The sequence below is a fragment of the Arthrobacter sp. RT-1 genome, from assembly GCF_003367205.1.
Taxonomy (GTDB): Bacteria; Actinomycetota; Actinomycetes; order Actinomycetales; family Micrococcaceae; genus Arthrobacter.
Genome location: NZ_QRGQ01000012.1, coordinates 219,471 through 233,788, shown reverse-complemented (window position 1 = coordinate 233,788; position 14,318 = coordinate 219,471). Strand labels below are relative to the sequence as shown.

Below are 14,318 nucleotides of genomic sequence, written 5' to 3'. Positions count from 1 at the left end.
ACCATGTGATGCTCATACGGTTTTGAGTGTGGACTTCCCCCTTAGCAGCTCAGTGATCCTTGTGGTTGCCGTCGTGCTCTGGATTGTGTGGGTTGCCCCGTACGTCCTCCGGAACCGCCGGCACCAGTTCCAGCCCGCCGGTGACTTTCCGGCAGACGCACCAGCCGATGAAAGACCTGAACCACCAGCCGGTTTGGTACTGAAAATCGCCGCCCAGCAGGAGAAAGCAATGGAAACCAGGAAGAGCGCCGGACCGGCTTCCAATGCCGGCGGCCCCGCACCTGCGGGCCGTTTCCGTATCCGCTACGGCCGTACCGCGCTGGCTCTCGTCGGGTTTCTGTCCCTGCTGACGGCGTTTGTCTCCGGAGTGCTGTTGCCCTTCGGGCTCGGCTCGCCCGTCCTCCCGCTGACCTGCGCAGCGCTGACCGCGGCATCCGTCGCCATCCTCCGCTGGCTGGCTATCCGGGACCGCAAGGCGAAAGTCGATGCGGCCTTTCGCTCGGCAATGAGTGCACCGGCACGGCGCCCTGATGCCACCGAGCACATCCCGCCCAAGCCTGAAGCTGCTCCTGCCCGCCCGGAAAGCCCCCTTTTTGACGCCGAGGCGCACCAGCCCAAGGCCCAGCAGCTGACAGCACAGGAACTTCGCGCGGCGGCACTGGCTGTAGCCGTGGCTGCAGGTGATGCCAGTGCGGCAGCAGCGGCGTCGAAAACTCCTTCAAGCACTCCCTGGGAGCCCGTTGAGGTTCCCAAGCCCGTGTACGTGGAAGCTGCCAAGGCCGAGCGCCCGGAGCCCGAACCGCTTGAGCTGCCGGCGGCCCCCAAAGCCGTGGGCAAGCCCTCCCTTAAACAGGGTGCCGCAGCCGCTTCGCCTGTTGCCCCGGCGGCAGCAGAGGACCAGCAGCTCACCAAGGCGCAGAGCGCACTCAGCAACCTCGACGACGTCCTGCAGCGCCGCCGCGCCTAGGAAGCACGTGCCGCGGGCCCCCGATGCAAATGCAGCGGGGCCCGATGCAATGCCCGACGCCGGCAATCACCTTGGATGCGTATCCGTAGGCGCGCCGGTTGGCATTGAGCGGGGAAAATTTGTAGCCTAGGGTCACCGGTTCCGCACGCACTCGCGAGGGCGGCCAGTTCCGGGGCTATAGCTCAGTTGGTAGAGCGCTTCGTTCGCATCGAAGAGGTCAGGAGTTCGAATCTCCTTAGCTCCACACAATGCACGGTCTCCACACAAAGCACGGTCCACACCACGGGCGCGCCGCACCCGTGAAGGAACATGACGATTAATTTCTCCGCTGCCAAATCCATAGCCGTTCTTACCAGCCTTCTCCTTGCAGGCACTCTCGCCGGCTGTGATGCTGCAGCCCAGGCATCGCCGTCGTCATCCAACCCTGAAGAAGCCGCTGCCGCGCTGGCCCGGCTGGAAACCATTCCGGTCAAGGGCCGGGCACCGAAGACCGGCTACAGCCGCGACGAGTTCGGGCCCGCATGGGCGGATGTGGACCGCAACGGCTGCGATACCCGCAACGACATCCTCGCCCGCGACCTGGAGGGTGAGACGTTCAAGCCCGGCACCCGGAACTGTGTGGTGGCCACCGGCACGCTGGCCGACCAGTACACCGGCACCACCATCAGTTTTGTCCGCGGCCAGGACACCAGCACCGCGGTCCAGATCGACCACATCGTTGCCCTCTCCGATGCCTGGCAGAAGGGCGCCCGGCAACTCAACGACGAAGAGCGGCGCCAGCTCGCCAATGACCCCTTGAACCTGATGGCCGCGGACGGGCCCACCAACAGTGCCAAGGGTGACAAGGACGCCGCGACGTGGCTTCCGCCGAACAAGGCGTTCCGCTGCGAGTATGTTGCCCGGCAGACCTCGGTGAAGGCGAAGTACCGGCTGTGGGTGACCCCGGCGGAGCGCGACGCCATTGCCGGAATCCTGGCCGGCTGCGTTTAGGTGCCGGCTACAGCCAGCCCTTCTTCTTGAAGATGGCGTACATGGCCAAGGCCGTCGCCGCCATGAGGCCGATGGCCATCGGATAGCCCAGGTCCCAGTGCAGCTCGGGCATGTGGTCGAAGTTCATGCCGTAGATGCCGGCCACGAACGACGGCGCAAACAGGATTGCAGCCCAGGAGGAAATCTTCTTCACCTGCTCGTTCTGCTCCGCGCTGGCCTCGTTCTGCCGGTTGGCCGTCAGGGTTCCGTCCAGGGTGAGGGCGTTCTGCAGGAGGTCCCGGAAGGAGTCTGCCCGGGAAATCACCCGTTCCACGTGGTCCTCCACGTCCCGGAGGCTGTGCTGGAGCTCGGTCTCAACACCGTATTTCGCAAACCCCCGCTTCAGCTGGTGCATCATGTCCGGCAGCGGGTGGATGGCACGCTGGAACTGGATCACTTCACGGGCCAGTTCGTAGATCCGCCGCGACACCGTTGTGTCACCGCTGAAGAGCTGGTCCTCGATCTCGTCAATGTCGTTCTCAAGCCCGGCCACCACGGGAGCGTAGTCGTCCACCACCCTGTCCAGGAGGGCATACAGCACGGCCTCCGGGCCATGCCGCAGAAGATCCGGACGTGCCTCCAGACGTTTCCGGACACGGGCCACGCCGGCCATTTCCGCATGCCGCACCGTGACCACAAAGTTTTTTCCGGTGAAGATATGGAGTTCCCCAAATTCCACTGTCTCGCTTGCATCCAGGTACCGGGCGGGCCGCAGGACGGTAAACAGGTTGTCCTCGTAGCGCTCCATCTTGGGGCGCTGGTGTGCGGAGATGGCGTCCTCCACCGCAAGGGAGTGCAGCCCGAACTCAGCGGCCACTGCCGCCATCTCTTCGGCGGTAGGGCGGTACAGTCCGATCCAGGCCATACCGCCGTGGTGCGCCAGGGTCTCGAACGTCTGCTCCAGGTTTTCGGGTTCGGCATGGCGCACGCCGTCCACGTAAACAGCGTTGTCGATGATGGTCATGGGCGGGTGCCTCCTGTCTGCATAGGCCGCATGCTCAGGACATGGCTCCGATAATGGCCCCTGAGACTGTCATGGCTACCAGGTCATGGCCGGAGTCGATCAGCGTCACGGCGGCCGGGCGCCCGGCGAAACCATTGTGGATGGCGTGGCCGCCCGCCCTGAAGACAAGCCCCACGACGAGCGCGAACCAGGCGCCGGCCAGGGCGTTGTCCAGCCCCAGCTTGCTGATCAGGACGGCAAGGAGGATGGCAGTCAGCGCCGCGGCCACCATCATGGGCAGCCAGATCCCGGCACCGCCGCTGATGTTTTTCAGGTCGTCCTCGGTCTTGCCAATGGCGGCCATCCACCGGTTGCCCAGCACCGCCGGCATGTACCAGACGAAGCCGATGGCCATCGTTGCCGCGAAGGCAAGCAGCACCGCAAGCCAGTTGATCTGTGAAACGTAAGAGAGCCAATCCATTCTCGAAATCCTAGCCGTCCGGCCGCCGCCGGCCGGGATGCGGAGCGTCGTCGGGCATGGAGTGGTCAGCTGCCCGCAGCCTTGGCGAGGCCGCTGATCAAGGGCTCGGTCCGGTAGGGGATGTGCGTGTGCAGTGCCAGGACAGTTTCAGTCCGGATGACGCCCTTGATCCGCAGGACCTGCCGCAGGGACGCCTGCAGGTTGTGTGTATCCGTGGCCACCACCCGGCACCAGACGTCGCCGCGGCCCGATATCTCGTGGACCTCCAGGACCTGGGGGATCAGCCGCAGCGCCGCCACCACGCCGTCCAGCTCGCGGTGGGACACCTCGATGGTGACGAAGGCCACCACGTCATAGCCCACAGCCTCCAGGTCAACTTCCCGCCCGCCCGGGCGCAGCACTCCGGCCCGGATGAGCCGCCGGACCCGGGACTGGGCGGTATTGCGGGCAACGCCCACCGAGTCGCTCAGCTCGCCCACCTGGATCCGGGGATCGCGGATCAGCGCCAGGAGGATCTTCAGGTCGGTAGGGTCCAGCTTGTCCAAATGGTCACTCTCCATCATCGGCGGGTGCAGGTTTTGACGATCCTGCTCAATTCTTCCATGTATTTCCGCTCAAACGAGCAGTAGTGCTCCATTCTGGAGCCATCACCTATTCACGCCGCGCCGGGCTCCCACAAGGACCACCCGCCGAGGCAAAACCGGAAGGCGGCATCATGACGGTCTTCAGCGAACTCCGTATGCGCCCCGCTCCGTCCGCAGCTGCGGGATGGGATGCCTCCACTACGGCACGGCTGGTGATGGCGGGCGCTGTCATTTTTGTCCTTCTTGTGGGAGCCAACCTTGCCACCCCGCTTTATCCACTCCTGCAGGCCGGGTTGGGGCTCTCCGCCCTGGACGTGACGGCTGCTTTTGCCAGCTACGTCCTTGCCCTCGTGGCCACGCTGATGCTGGCCGGGCACTGGTCGGACCACATCGGACGCCGCGCTGCACTCCTTCTCGCCGTGCTCACGGGTTTGGCGGGCGGCTGGGTCTTCGCCGGGGCGGGGTCGCTGGCAGGGCTGTGTGCCGGGCGCGCGCTCCAAGGGGTGGCTGTTGCGCTGGCCACGGGTGCGAGCGCGGCGGCCCTGCGCGAACTGCTGCCGTCCCGCCCGGAATGGGCGTCCCGCTTCACCCTGCTGGCCTCGGCCGGTGGAGTAGCTGCCGGCCCGGTCATCGGCGGGCTGCTGTCCCTGCTGCCCGCGGCCACCACTGCTCCCTACGCCGTGTACTCCGTGGTGCTGGCCGCGCTTCTGGTGCCGCTGTACCTGATCCGGGCCCGTCCGGCGATCATGCTGCCCTCGCCGTCCAGGCCGCTGCAGGCACTGGCGCCGCGGCGGCCGTCCGTGTCGCAGAACGCACGGGCAGCATTTTGGCTGGCATCCGCCGTCGGCTTCCTCAGCTTTGCTGTTTTCGGGTTCTGCCTCTCGCTGGCTCCCGGTTACTTCGCCCAGGTGCTGGGGACGGAATCCCGGCCCCTTATTGGATTGCTCGCAGGCCTCCCACTGGGCACGTCAGCCCTCAGCCAGCTGCTGGCTGTCCGCGGCCGTTACGTCGTTCCGGCTGGACTGGCCGTGCTTGGCGGATCAGTCTTCCTGCTCGGGGCCGCCGGCGCGTGGCACAGTCCTGTGCTGCTGGTGCTTGCGGCGGCGACGGCCGGTGCCGGCCAGGGTTTGGCATTCCGCACCGTCTTCAACGAGGTGGCTGCCCGGGTGGAGCCTGCCCGCCACGCCCAGATTGTCAGCACGGTGTACGTCATCACCTACCTCGGCAGTGCCGTCCCGGTCCTGGGGCTCGGCTGGGCAACAGGGGTATTCGGCCAGGTTGCTGCCGTGGGCGGTTTCGTCGCCGTGTGCGGTACGGCGGCGCTTGCCCTGGCCGTCGTGACACTGGCGCACACGGTGCGCCGCCACCCCGGAAGGGGCTAGCCGAACTCTCCACTACTCCGGAAGTGGCCCGTGGTTGCCCTGGATGTGCTCAAAGACGAGCGTGGTTTCGGTATGCCCCACCACGGGGTCCGTTGCGAGGTTGTCCAGCACCCAGTCCCGCAGGTCCTCCGTGCTTCCGACGGCAATGTGCAGCAGGTAATCCACGGAGCCGGAGGTGTGGAAAGTGGACAACACGGCGGGCAGGTGCGGCACCCGGGCGGTGAAACGGTCAATCTGGTCCCGGTCGTGGGCCCGAAGCCGCACGGCAACCAGCGCCTGCACCGACCTGCCGATGGCCGAGAGGCTGAGCTTGGCCTCGTAGCCCTGCACGATGCCCCGCTCCGAGAGGGCGCGCGTCCGCATCAGGGCGGTGGAGGGGGCTATGCCCACCAGTTCGGCCAACTGCTTGTTGGAGATCCTCGCGTCCTCCACGAGGGCAGCCAGCAGGCGTTCGTCGATGGCGTCCAGCGGCTCCAGGTGGGCTCCCGGCCTGGTGTTCCTGGGATTCGTGCTCACTGCGGTTCCTTCCAAGGGTGGTGCGTTCATCCTAGACCGCGGATACCGCGCTTTCACGCCCGAATGAGCGTGCACGGCCGAATTTCAGGAACACTGGCACTCCTTGAGGAGCAGATAATTCGCTCAGGCTGGAAGGCGGCAGATCCTGCGGCGCGTCAGGCGGAGGGCCGTTCCGTCCGGGAATGGACGACGGCGGCAGCGGCCGCCGTGAGGCAGGCGAGGACCATAACGGTCACCGCCAGGGCATTCCATCCCCAGGACTGGAAAACCAGGCCGCCGGCCCAGCCGATGACGCTGGACCCCAGGTAGTAGGCGAGGTTGTACAGCGATGCGGCCTGGGCGCGTCCGGTGCTGGCGATGGCTCCCGTCCAGCCCGCCCCGATGCTGTGCGCGGCAAAGAATCCGCCGGTGAACACCACCAGGCCTGCCAGGATCAGGGCGAGGGACGGCGCCAGCGTCAAGGCAAGTCCCGCCGTCGACAGGCCCAGACCGGCGAGCAGGATGTTCCGCCGTCCGAAGCGCACCGTCAGCCCTGCGGCCCAGCGCGAGGAGACGGTGCCGGACAGGTAGGCCAGGAAGATGAGGCTGATCAGGGTGGCCGGAAGGCTGAAGGGCTCGCCGGACAGCCGGAAGCCCAGGTAGTTGTAAACGGCAACGAAGCCGCCCATCATGAGGAAGGCCTGGACGTACAGTGCCAGCAGCCGGATGTTCCGCAGGTGCCCGCCCAGGGTGCGCAGTGCGCCGCCCAGGCCGGCTGCCCGTGTGGAGACGAAGCCCTGGGCCCGGGGCACCAGCACCAGGAAGGCGACGGCGGCAAGCGTTGCCAGGACGGAAACGGCCAGGGCCGCTGCGCGCCAGCCCCACAACTCTCCGGCGGGACCGGCCACCAGGCGGCCGGCAAGGCCGCCCAGCGTGGTGCCCGCCACGTAGCTTCCCGCCGCCAGCGCCGCGTGCGCCTTGGTCACCTCTTCATTGAGATAGGCGATGGCGATGGCGGGGATCCCGCCCAGGGCCATGCCTTCCAGGAGGCGCAGGGCCAGCAGCATGCCGAAGCTGTCCGCCAGCGGCACCAGCAGGCCCAGCACGGTGGCGATGGAGATGCCCCAGGTCATGGCCTTGACGCGGCCGATCCGGTCGGCGAGGAAGGACCAGGGGATCACCGTGACGGCAAGGCCCACAGTCGCCAGGGAAATCGTGAGGGCGGCCTCGGCCGCGGAAATCCGGAGGTCCGCTGCCAGCAGGGGCAGGACCGCCTGCGTGGAGTACAGCTGGGCAAAGGTCGCCACGCCGGCAAAGGACAGGCCCGCGAGGATCCGGCCGTAGGCCCGCGATCCTTTGGCATGCCCGTCCCAGCGCGGCTCCGTACCGCTGCCGGTCAGGCTGGCATTGTGTGGCATGCCGCCAGCGTAGCCCTTGCCCGATACATGCCTCCAATGCATGTTTTGTGCAAAACTGATAGCAAAATCGGATACTTCCCCAACTGGGTAGCGGCAACTGTCCTTTTCGGTGCCCAACACGACAGTTAGCGCTACCTAGTTTGGGGGGAGTCGGGGAAAGGGAGGCCAAGCCGTGGAGGCAGACCACAAGCAACTCATGCAGCTCTTGCCCCTCCTTCCCGTGCTGGCCGAGCTGGGGCGCACGGAGCATGTAACGGAAACGGCGGAACTGCTGGGAGTACCCCAGTCCACGGTGAGCAGGGCACTCGCGCGGGCCAGCGCCGTCGTCGGCACTGAACTCCTGGTGAGGGACGGCAGGGGCGTCCGGCTGACTCCCGCTGCCCGTACCCTGCTGCCGTACATCGAGCAGTCCCTGGCGGAGTTCCAGGCCGGGCTGGACCTGGTCCGCAACGAATCGGAGGTGGTCCGGGGCAGAATCTCAGTGTCCTTCCAGCACACGTTTGGCGAGGCAACCCTGCCGCTGCTGATCAGTGTGTTCCGCAGCCGCCACCCGGGCGCCGTCTTCACCCTGAGCCAGGGCTCCCGGAACGCCTGCCTGGAGGAACTGGCAACCGGCGGGGCGGACCTGGCACTGACCGCCCCGGTGGCGCCGGCCGGCAGGAACCTGCAGTCCTCCCCGCTGTACCGCGAGCCGTTGCGCCTGGTGGTCCATCACAGTCACCCCCTTGCGGGGTGTACGACGGCGGCGCTGGCCGACATCAGGACGGAGCCTTTTGTGGCGCTCGGGCCCGGGTATGGCATGCGATCGCTGACCGACGCGCTGTTCCGCGAAGCGGGATACAGGCCCCGCATCGCCTTCGAAAGCCAGGACTCCCACACCATCCGCGGGCTGGTGTCCGCGGGGCTGGGCGTCAGCATCCTGCCGTCCGGGGGCGACGCGCCGGGCCGGACCGTCAGCCCGGAAACGGGAAACCTGGGGTGGGTGGAAGTTCCCCTTGATTCAGCCCTGGCCTTCCGCGAGGTGGGCATCAGCTGGCGGCGCAGGAAGCCCGATGCCGAACCGGTCCAGGTCAGGCTCTTCCGGGGGATGGTGGTTGCCGAGGGCCCGCAGCTGCTGGCCGGGCTGGCCAGGCAGCGGACCGGCTGACGGTCAGGGCAAGAGGACGCGATTCCCGACGGCGGCGGTCCAGCCCCGGAGGTCCGGCGCCTTCGCGGCCAGTACCCTTGTGACGTGACCAACACCGAAAACCCCACCGCACGTCCCGCCGAACCATCCACAGCACGTCCGCCCGCCGGTGTCATTATCGGGCTGGACATCGGCGGCACCAAGACCCACGGCATCCGGTTCGAGGACGGGATCGCCGTTGCCGATGAATCCGCAGGCAGCTCCAACGTGCAGAACGTCACCCGCGACGAGGCCGCGCGCAACATCGCCGACCTCTTCGCCCGGATCGGCGGCGACAGCGTGTCCCAGGTGTATGCAGGATCCGGCGGGATCGACACGGATGAGGACGCCGCAGCCCTTGCCTCGCTGATCCAGCCGCATGTTCCCGGCGCCCGGGTGACCGTGGTGCATGATTCGCGCCTGCTGCTCGCTGCCGGGCACGCAAGCACCGGGGTGGCGGTGATCGCCGGCACCGGTTCCGCCGCCTGGGGCAGGAACTCCGACGGCGATGAGGCCCGGGCGGGCGGCTGGGGCTACCTGCTCGGGGACGAAGGCAGCGGCTACTGGCTGGGCCGCGAAGCGGTGCGCTACAGCCTCCGGCAGATGAACCAGGGCCAGCCGGCTGACCAGCTCACCTCAGCGCTGTTGCAATCCTGCGGTGTGGAGCACCCCAACAAGCTCATTGCCCTGTTCCATTCCCCGCACACCGGCCGCCGCTTCTGGGCCCAGCAGGCCCGGCATGTGGTGGAAGCCGCAGCCGGTGGACACCCCGCGAGCCAGGCAATGCTCGACCAGGCCGGCCGGGACCTGGCAGGCCTGGCGCTCCAGGTCCTGGACCAACTGCGGATCACCGGCCCCGTCATCCTGGGTGGCGGCCTGGGAATGAACGTGGCACCCCTCCAGGAGTCCTTCCGCCGGCACCTCGAAAGCGCCGGCGTAACGGACGCCCGGGTGCTGGACCAGGAACCGGTCTTCGGCGTGCTGCAGCTGGTGGCGGAGCCGGCCTGACAGTTTGCTGCACCGGCCGGCACTGGCCGCGCTGTTTAGACCCGCTGTTTAGACAGAGCGTTTCCGGGGAGTCAGCCGGACACCGGGAAGCGGGGGAGCGGGGATGCGTCCGGCTTCGGCGCCGGCGTCAGGACCGTGGCCCGCTACCAGGCCGTAGCGGGCGGCAGCCGCCTCCGCGGCCGGCACGCCGTCCTGGGCTTCCCAGGCATCCCGGGCCTGTTCCACTTCCTCGTGCGTGCGGCCCACGAAGTTCCACCACATCAGCAGCTCCTCCTCGAACGGCTCGCCGCCGATAAGCAGGAAGCGCGTGCCGGGCAGGGCCTCGACCTGGAGTTCCTGCCGGCCGGTGCCCAGATAGCCGAGCGGGCCCGGGGCAAGTTCCTGGCCGTCCAACTCCAGGCCGCCGTCAAGCACCAGGATGCCGTGTTCAAAGTCCGGGTTCAGCGGCAGCAGCGCCGCCCCCTCACAGGAAACGTCCGCTCCCACGATCGGTGAGTACATGGTGGCCGGGGAGGCGACTCCCGCGAGCTCACCCACCATCACGGTGGCGGTGAAGCCTTTCCCTCTGGCCTGGGGCAGTGCCCGGTGCTGTTCGAAGGCCGGCGGGCGGTGCCGATCCCCATCCGGAAGCGCCACCCACAACTGGAGGCCCCGCTGCACAGGCAGTTCCTCCCCGGCAGGCGGAAGCACCGCGAACTCCGAGTGCGACACGCCGTGACCCGCCGTCATGATGTTCAGTTCCCCCGGACGGACCACCACATCGCTGCCCACGCTGTCCCGGTGGCGGATGTGGCCGGCCAAAGGCCAGGTCACCGTCTGCAGGCCGATATGCGGGTGCGGCAGGACAGACATGGCCGTCCGGTCCGGCCCGAAGCTGTCCAGGAAGCACCACGCCCCGATGGTGGGAAGGCCGCGCTGCGGCAGCGTCCGCTGGACATTCATGGCACGCACGCCACCCAGCGGCACTTCCCGTTCCGGCCACAACTGCAGGCACGGCCCCGGGCTTCCCTCGGCGCTCGCCGGCGGACAGACTTCCTGCTGGGGTGATATCTCCAAGTTGGTCACGCTCCCACTCTAGGCCGGTATGCCCCCGACGGCTCAGTGCTTCCCCGCCCTGCCGGTCCCGCATCCCCGGACGGCGTCCCATCCGGGCCGCCTGCGGCTCCGAATGGTCACAGTAGGGATTCCTTTGCCCGGAATTGGTGCCGCTGCTGGTGATGGCGGCCCAGGATTGGGCTACCGTAACTATCAGCGTGCTGATGACAATGTTGCGGTGCTTCCCGCGCCGTCCGAGCAGAACAGGTAAGTCCGCACCATGGACCAGGCGATGATCGAGTTTCAGAGCGTGACCAAGCAGTACCAGGGCGGGCAGCCGGCCGTGGATGACCTCTCCATGTCCATTGGGAAGGGCTCCATCACGGTCTTTGTAGGGCCCTCCGGATGCGGCAAGACAACCTCGCTGCGCATGATCAACCGGATGGTTGAACCCACGTCCGGCACCATCACTGTTGGCGGCAAGGACGTCACCTCGGTGCCGGCAGCAGAGCTGCGGAGGTCCATGGGTTATGTGATGCAGTCCGCCGGATTGCTGCCGCACCGCTCGGTGGTGGACAACATCGCCACCGTCCCGCGCCTGAACGGCGTATCAAAGTCCGATGCGCGCAGACGGGCCGAGGAACTCCTGGACGTGGTGGGGCTGGCCCGCCATCTGGGCAAGCGGTACCCCGCACAACTTTCCGGCGGGCAGCAGCAGCGTGTGGGCGTCGCGCGCGCCCTCGCCGCGGATCCACCCGTCCTCCTCATGGACGAGCCCTTCAGTGCTGTGGACCCTGTCGTCCGCGACGAACTCCAGCAGGAACTGCTGCGGCTGCAGGAGGACCTCGCCAAGACCATCGTCTTCGTTACCCATGACATCGATGAGGCCACCGTCCTGGGGGACAAAGTGGCTGTCTTCGCGGTCGGCGGACGGCTCGCCCAGTACGCCACCCCGGAGGAGATCCTGCGTGCACCGGCCAACGACTTCGTGGCTTCCTTCGTGGGGCGCGACCGCGGTTTCCGCCACCTCGGGTTCACCCCGTCCGACGGCGTCACGGTCCACCCGGTGCCGACCATCGTCCGCGGTCCCTCCGGCCACGAATCCGACCCCGCAGCCGCCGGCGGCTGGCAGCTTGTGGTGGATGCGGACATGCACCCTCTGGGCTGGGCGACACCGGGCACCGACACCGGCCTGATCCCCGGCGGCTCGCTGTTCCGGCCGGGCGAGAGCCTGCGCCGGGCGCTGGATGCAGCCCTGTCGTCGCCGTCAGGCCTTGGCGTGGCGGTCGATTCCGAGGGCAAAGTCCTGGGCGTGGTCCGCGGCGGCGAAGTCCTGGCCCTGATTGAAGAGGCACGCCAGATACGGCAGGCTGCACTCTGATGGAGTGGTTCCTGGCCAACAGCGGCATGGTCCTGGAACGCGCGGGCCAGCACATGCTGCTCGCCCTTGTCCCCATGGTTTTGGGGCTGCTGATCTCCATCCCGTTGGCGCAGCTGGCCCGGCAGAACCGCACGCTCCGCTCGGTGGTGCTGACGGCTTCCTCGCTCCTGTACACCATCCCGTCCCTGGCGTTGTTCATCATCCTGCCCACCATCCTCGGCACCCGGATCCTGGACCCGCTGAACGTGGTGGTGGCACTGACCATCTACGCCGTCGCACTGCTGGTCCGTGCAGCCCTGGACGCCTTCGACTCCGTAAGTGAGGATGTCAGCCAGGCTGCGGTCGCCATGGGGTACAGGCCGCTGGCACGGTTCCTGCAGGTGGATCTGCCGCTGTCCCTCCCGGTCCTGTTTGCTGGCCTTCGGGTGGTGTCCGTCAGCAACATCTCCCTGGTCAGCGTGGCAGCCCTGCTGGGCATCGGAAACCTGGGGATGCTCTTTACGTCCGGCCTGCAGCGGGATTTTGTTACCGAAATTGTGGTGGGGATCATCGCCATCCTGGTCCTGGCACTGCTGATGGACGCCCTCCTGGTCCTCCTGGAGCGGATCCTCACGCCGTGGGAGAGCGCCGGGAAGCGGCGCACACCGCAACTGGCCGGCGGCAACGCACCAGGGGAAGCTTCCGCCGCCCGTCGTCTTTCCGCACCGAAAACGGGAGGCGGCAACGCATGAGCGTCTTCACCGACACCTTCGCATGGCTCGCCGACCCGGAGAACTGGACCGGCAGCGCCGGCATTCCCGCCCGGCTCGCGGAGCACCTGCAGTACACCGGCCTGGTCATGCTCATTGCCGCCGCAATCGCCGTCCCCATTGGCCTGTACGTCGGCCACACTGGCCGGGGGAGGGTGGCCATCGTTGCACTCGCAGGGGCCCTGCGCGCCCTGCCCACCCTCGGGTTGCTGACGCTCTTCGTCCTGCTTGCCGGTATCGGCCTGATGCCCCCGGTCTGGGCACTGGTCATCCTCACCGTACCGCCGCTCCTCGCGGGCACCTACGCCGGAATTTCGAGCGTGGACCGCAACGTGGTGGACGCTGCCCGGGCCATGGGAATGACCGAACTCCAGGTCCTGTTCCGCGCTGAGTTGCCCAACGCGCTGACCGTGATGTTCGGCGGCTTCCGCACCGGCGTGCTGCAGGTCATCGCCACCGTCTCCGTCGTTGCCTACATCAACCTGGGCGGCCTTGGCCGCTACCTCTTCGACGGCCTTGTCCTCAGCGACTTCCCGCAGATGCTGGGAGGTTCACTGCTGATCGCAGCCCTGGCCATCGCCGTCGACCTCGTGCTGTCCCTCTTCCAGAGGCTCTTCCTCGCATCGGGAGCCTCGAAGCAGTCACGCCGCAGCCAGCAGGCTGCGGTCGATCTCACAGACCCCGTAATCGCGGAGGCTGTTGTACAAGGAGGTAAGTCATGAATGAAAGCCGTCCCCAATTCTTCGGCAGGCGGGTCCTGGGCGGGCTGGCCGCCGGGCTCGGCGTGGCACTGGCGCTGTCCGCCTGCGGTGGTTCCGATCCCCTGAGCAATCCGCCGGCCACCAGCGCAGGCGGCTCGGGCGAGGCAACGTCCCTCGTGGTGGGCTCGGCGGACTTCCCGGAAAGCCAGATCGTCGCCGAACTGTACGCCGGGGCGCTGAACGCGGCAGGACTCACGGCCACCACCAAGCCGAATATCGGCTCCCGTGAGGTGTACTTCAAGGCTGTCCAGGACGGTTCGGTGGATGTGGTTCCGGACTACACCGGAAACCTGCTGCTCCACGTGGACAAGGAAGCCACCGAGGAATCGGCGGACGACATCGCCGGTGCGCTGCCGGACAAGCTGCCCGACGGACTTGCGGTTGCGGAAGCTTCCAAGGCGGAGAACAAGGACGCCATGGTTGTCACCAAGGCAACGGCGGAGAAGTACCAGCTGAAGTCCATCGAGGACCTGGCCAAGGTCTGCAGTGAGATTGTGGTGGGTGCTCCGGCAACGTTTGCTGAACGTGCCTATGGGCTGCCCGGCCTGAAGGAGAACTACAACTGCGAGCCCAAGAAGCTGGAGCCCTTCAGCGACGGCGGCGGTCCGGTGACCCTTAAGGCGCTGCTGGAAGACCAGGTCCAGGTGGCGGACATCTACACCACCACCCCGTCCATCGCGGACAACGACCTGGTGGTCCTGGAGGATCCCAAGAACAACTTCATCGCCCAGCAGGTGATCCCGCTTTACAACGAGGCCAAGATGACGGACAAGGCGAAGGAAGCCCTGAACTCGGTGTCCAGGATCCTCACCACAGAGGACCTGATCAACCTCAACCGTGCGGTGAGTGGCAGCCAGAAGCAGGGTGCCAAGGAAGCAGCCGAAGCCTGGCTGAAGGAAAAGGGCATTCTGAAGTAGAAC

General features: G+C 67.1%; 15 protein-coding genes and 1 tRNA gene. 10 read left to right on the top strand and 6 right to left on the bottom strand.

Translation table 11 applies throughout. The features are described from left to right. Positions 1 to 28: 28 nt before the first annotated feature. The 3 genes from DXK94_RS12200 to DXK94_RS12190 all read left to right on the top strand — a co-directional run bounded on the left by DXK94_RS12200 (position 29) and on the right by DXK94_RS12190 (position 1,957). Positions 29 to 967, top strand: coding sequence for a hypothetical protein (locus DXK94_RS12200; RefSeq protein ID WP_258868535.1), 939 nt, complete (start codon positions 29 to 31; stop codon positions 965 to 967). Between the two features lie 171 nt (positions 968 to 1,138). Next, a tRNA-Ala gene (locus DXK94_RS12195) sits at positions 1,139 to 1,211 on the top strand. 65 nt (positions 1,212 to 1,276) lie between these two features. Continuing rightward, positions 1,277 to 1,957 (top strand): HNH endonuclease family protein, encoded by a 681-nt coding sequence (locus DXK94_RS12190; RefSeq protein WP_115525160.1) that lies wholly within the window; start codon positions 1,277 to 1,279, stop codon positions 1,955 to 1,957. A gap of 7 nt (positions 1,958 to 1,964) precedes the next feature. On the opposite strand, the gene corA is transcribed toward DXK94_RS12190, so the two are convergent. The 3 genes from corA to DXK94_RS12175 all read right to left on the bottom strand — a co-directional run bounded on the left by corA (position 1,965) and on the right by DXK94_RS12175 (position 3,983). After that, positions 1,965 to 2,960 (bottom strand): magnesium/cobalt transporter CorA, encoded by a 996-nt coding sequence (gene corA, locus DXK94_RS12185; RefSeq protein ID WP_079597366.1) that lies wholly within the window; start codon positions 2,958 to 2,960, stop codon positions 1,965 to 1,967. 34 nt (positions 2,961 to 2,994) lie between these two features. After that, positions 2,995 to 3,420: a DUF1761 domain-containing protein gene (locus tag DXK94_RS12180; RefSeq protein WP_079597365.1), complete on the bottom strand. Its 426-nt coding sequence runs from the start codon at positions 3,418 to 3,420 to the stop codon at positions 2,995 to 2,997. 65 nt (positions 3,421 to 3,485) lie between these two features. Beyond that, a complete protein-coding gene (locus DXK94_RS12175; RefSeq protein WP_115525159.1) occupies positions 3,486 to 3,983 on the bottom strand; it encodes an Lrp/AsnC family transcriptional regulator in 498 nt (165 codons plus the stop codon). A 152-nt stretch (positions 3,984 to 4,135) separates the two neighbouring features. Here DXK94_RS12175 and DXK94_RS12170 point away from each other — a divergent pair, with 152 nt between their 5' ends. Next, complete coding sequence (locus tag DXK94_RS12170; protein WP_115525158.1) at positions 4,136 to 5,386, top strand: MFS transporter; 1,251 nt, start codon at positions 4,136 to 4,138, stop codon at positions 5,384 to 5,386. 12 nt (positions 5,387 to 5,398) lie between these two features. Here the strand turns inward: DXK94_RS12170 and DXK94_RS12165 are convergent, their stop codons facing one another. Continuing rightward, on the bottom strand, positions 5,399 to 5,902 hold the full coding sequence (locus DXK94_RS12165; RefSeq protein WP_079597362.1) for an Lrp/AsnC family transcriptional regulator: 504 nt from the start codon (positions 5,900 to 5,902) through the stop codon (positions 5,399 to 5,401). A 155-nt stretch (positions 5,903 to 6,057) separates the two neighbouring features. Then, positions 6,058 to 7,299: an MFS transporter gene (locus tag DXK94_RS12160; RefSeq protein WP_079597361.1), complete on the bottom strand. Its 1,242-nt coding sequence runs from the start codon at positions 7,297 to 7,299 to the stop codon at positions 6,058 to 6,060. 172 nt (positions 7,300 to 7,471) lie between these two features. Between DXK94_RS12160 and DXK94_RS12155 the strand changes: the two genes are divergently transcribed. Together DXK94_RS12155 and DXK94_RS12150 are read left to right on the top strand one after the other, a co-directional pair. Beyond that, complete coding sequence (locus tag DXK94_RS12155) at positions 7,472 to 8,446, top strand: LysR family transcriptional regulator (protein ID WP_115525157.1); 975 nt, start codon at positions 7,472 to 7,474, stop codon at positions 8,444 to 8,446. A gap of 84 nt (positions 8,447 to 8,530) precedes the next feature. Beyond that, entirely contained in the window at positions 8,531 to 9,472 is a 942-nt protein-coding gene (locus tag DXK94_RS12150) for an N-acetylglucosamine kinase (RefSeq protein ID WP_115525156.1), read from the top strand. A gap of 48 nt (positions 9,473 to 9,520) precedes the next feature. Here DXK94_RS12150 and DXK94_RS12145 read toward each other — a convergent pair whose 3' ends face one another. Next, on the bottom strand, positions 9,521 to 10,537 hold the full coding sequence (locus DXK94_RS12145) for a pirin family protein (RefSeq protein WP_115525155.1): 1,017 nt from the start codon (positions 10,535 to 10,537) through the stop codon (positions 9,521 to 9,523). 250 nt (positions 10,538 to 10,787) lie between these two features. Between DXK94_RS12145 and DXK94_RS12140 the strand changes: the two genes are divergently transcribed. The 4 genes from DXK94_RS12140 to DXK94_RS12125 are packed head-to-tail and all read left to right on the top strand — an operon-like array spanning position 10,788 to position 14,315. After that, the gene (locus DXK94_RS12140) at positions 10,788 to 11,888 is read left to right on the top strand and encodes an ABC transporter ATP-binding protein (RefSeq protein ID WP_115525154.1); all 1,101 of its coding nucleotides are present in this window, start codon (positions 10,788 to 10,790) and stop codon (positions 11,886 to 11,888) included. Beyond that, on the top strand, positions 11,888 to 12,619 hold the full coding sequence (locus DXK94_RS12135; RefSeq protein ID WP_115525153.1) for an ABC transporter permease: 732 nt from the start codon (positions 11,888 to 11,890) through the stop codon (positions 12,617 to 12,619). Before DXK94_RS12140 ends, DXK94_RS12135 begins: the two co-directional genes overlap by 1 nt. Beyond that, positions 12,616 to 13,359, top strand: coding sequence for an ABC transporter permease (locus DXK94_RS12130; protein ID WP_115525152.1), 744 nt, complete (start codon positions 12,616 to 12,618; stop codon positions 13,357 to 13,359). Before DXK94_RS12135 ends, DXK94_RS12130 begins: the two co-directional genes overlap by 4 nt. Continuing rightward, on the top strand, positions 13,356 to 14,315 hold the full coding sequence (locus tag DXK94_RS12125; protein ID WP_115525151.1) for an ABC transporter substrate-binding protein: 960 nt from the start codon (positions 13,356 to 13,358) through the stop codon (positions 14,313 to 14,315). The genes DXK94_RS12130 and DXK94_RS12125 overlap by 4 nt, the downstream gene beginning before the upstream one ends. Positions 14,316 to 14,318 lie beyond the last annotated feature (3 nt).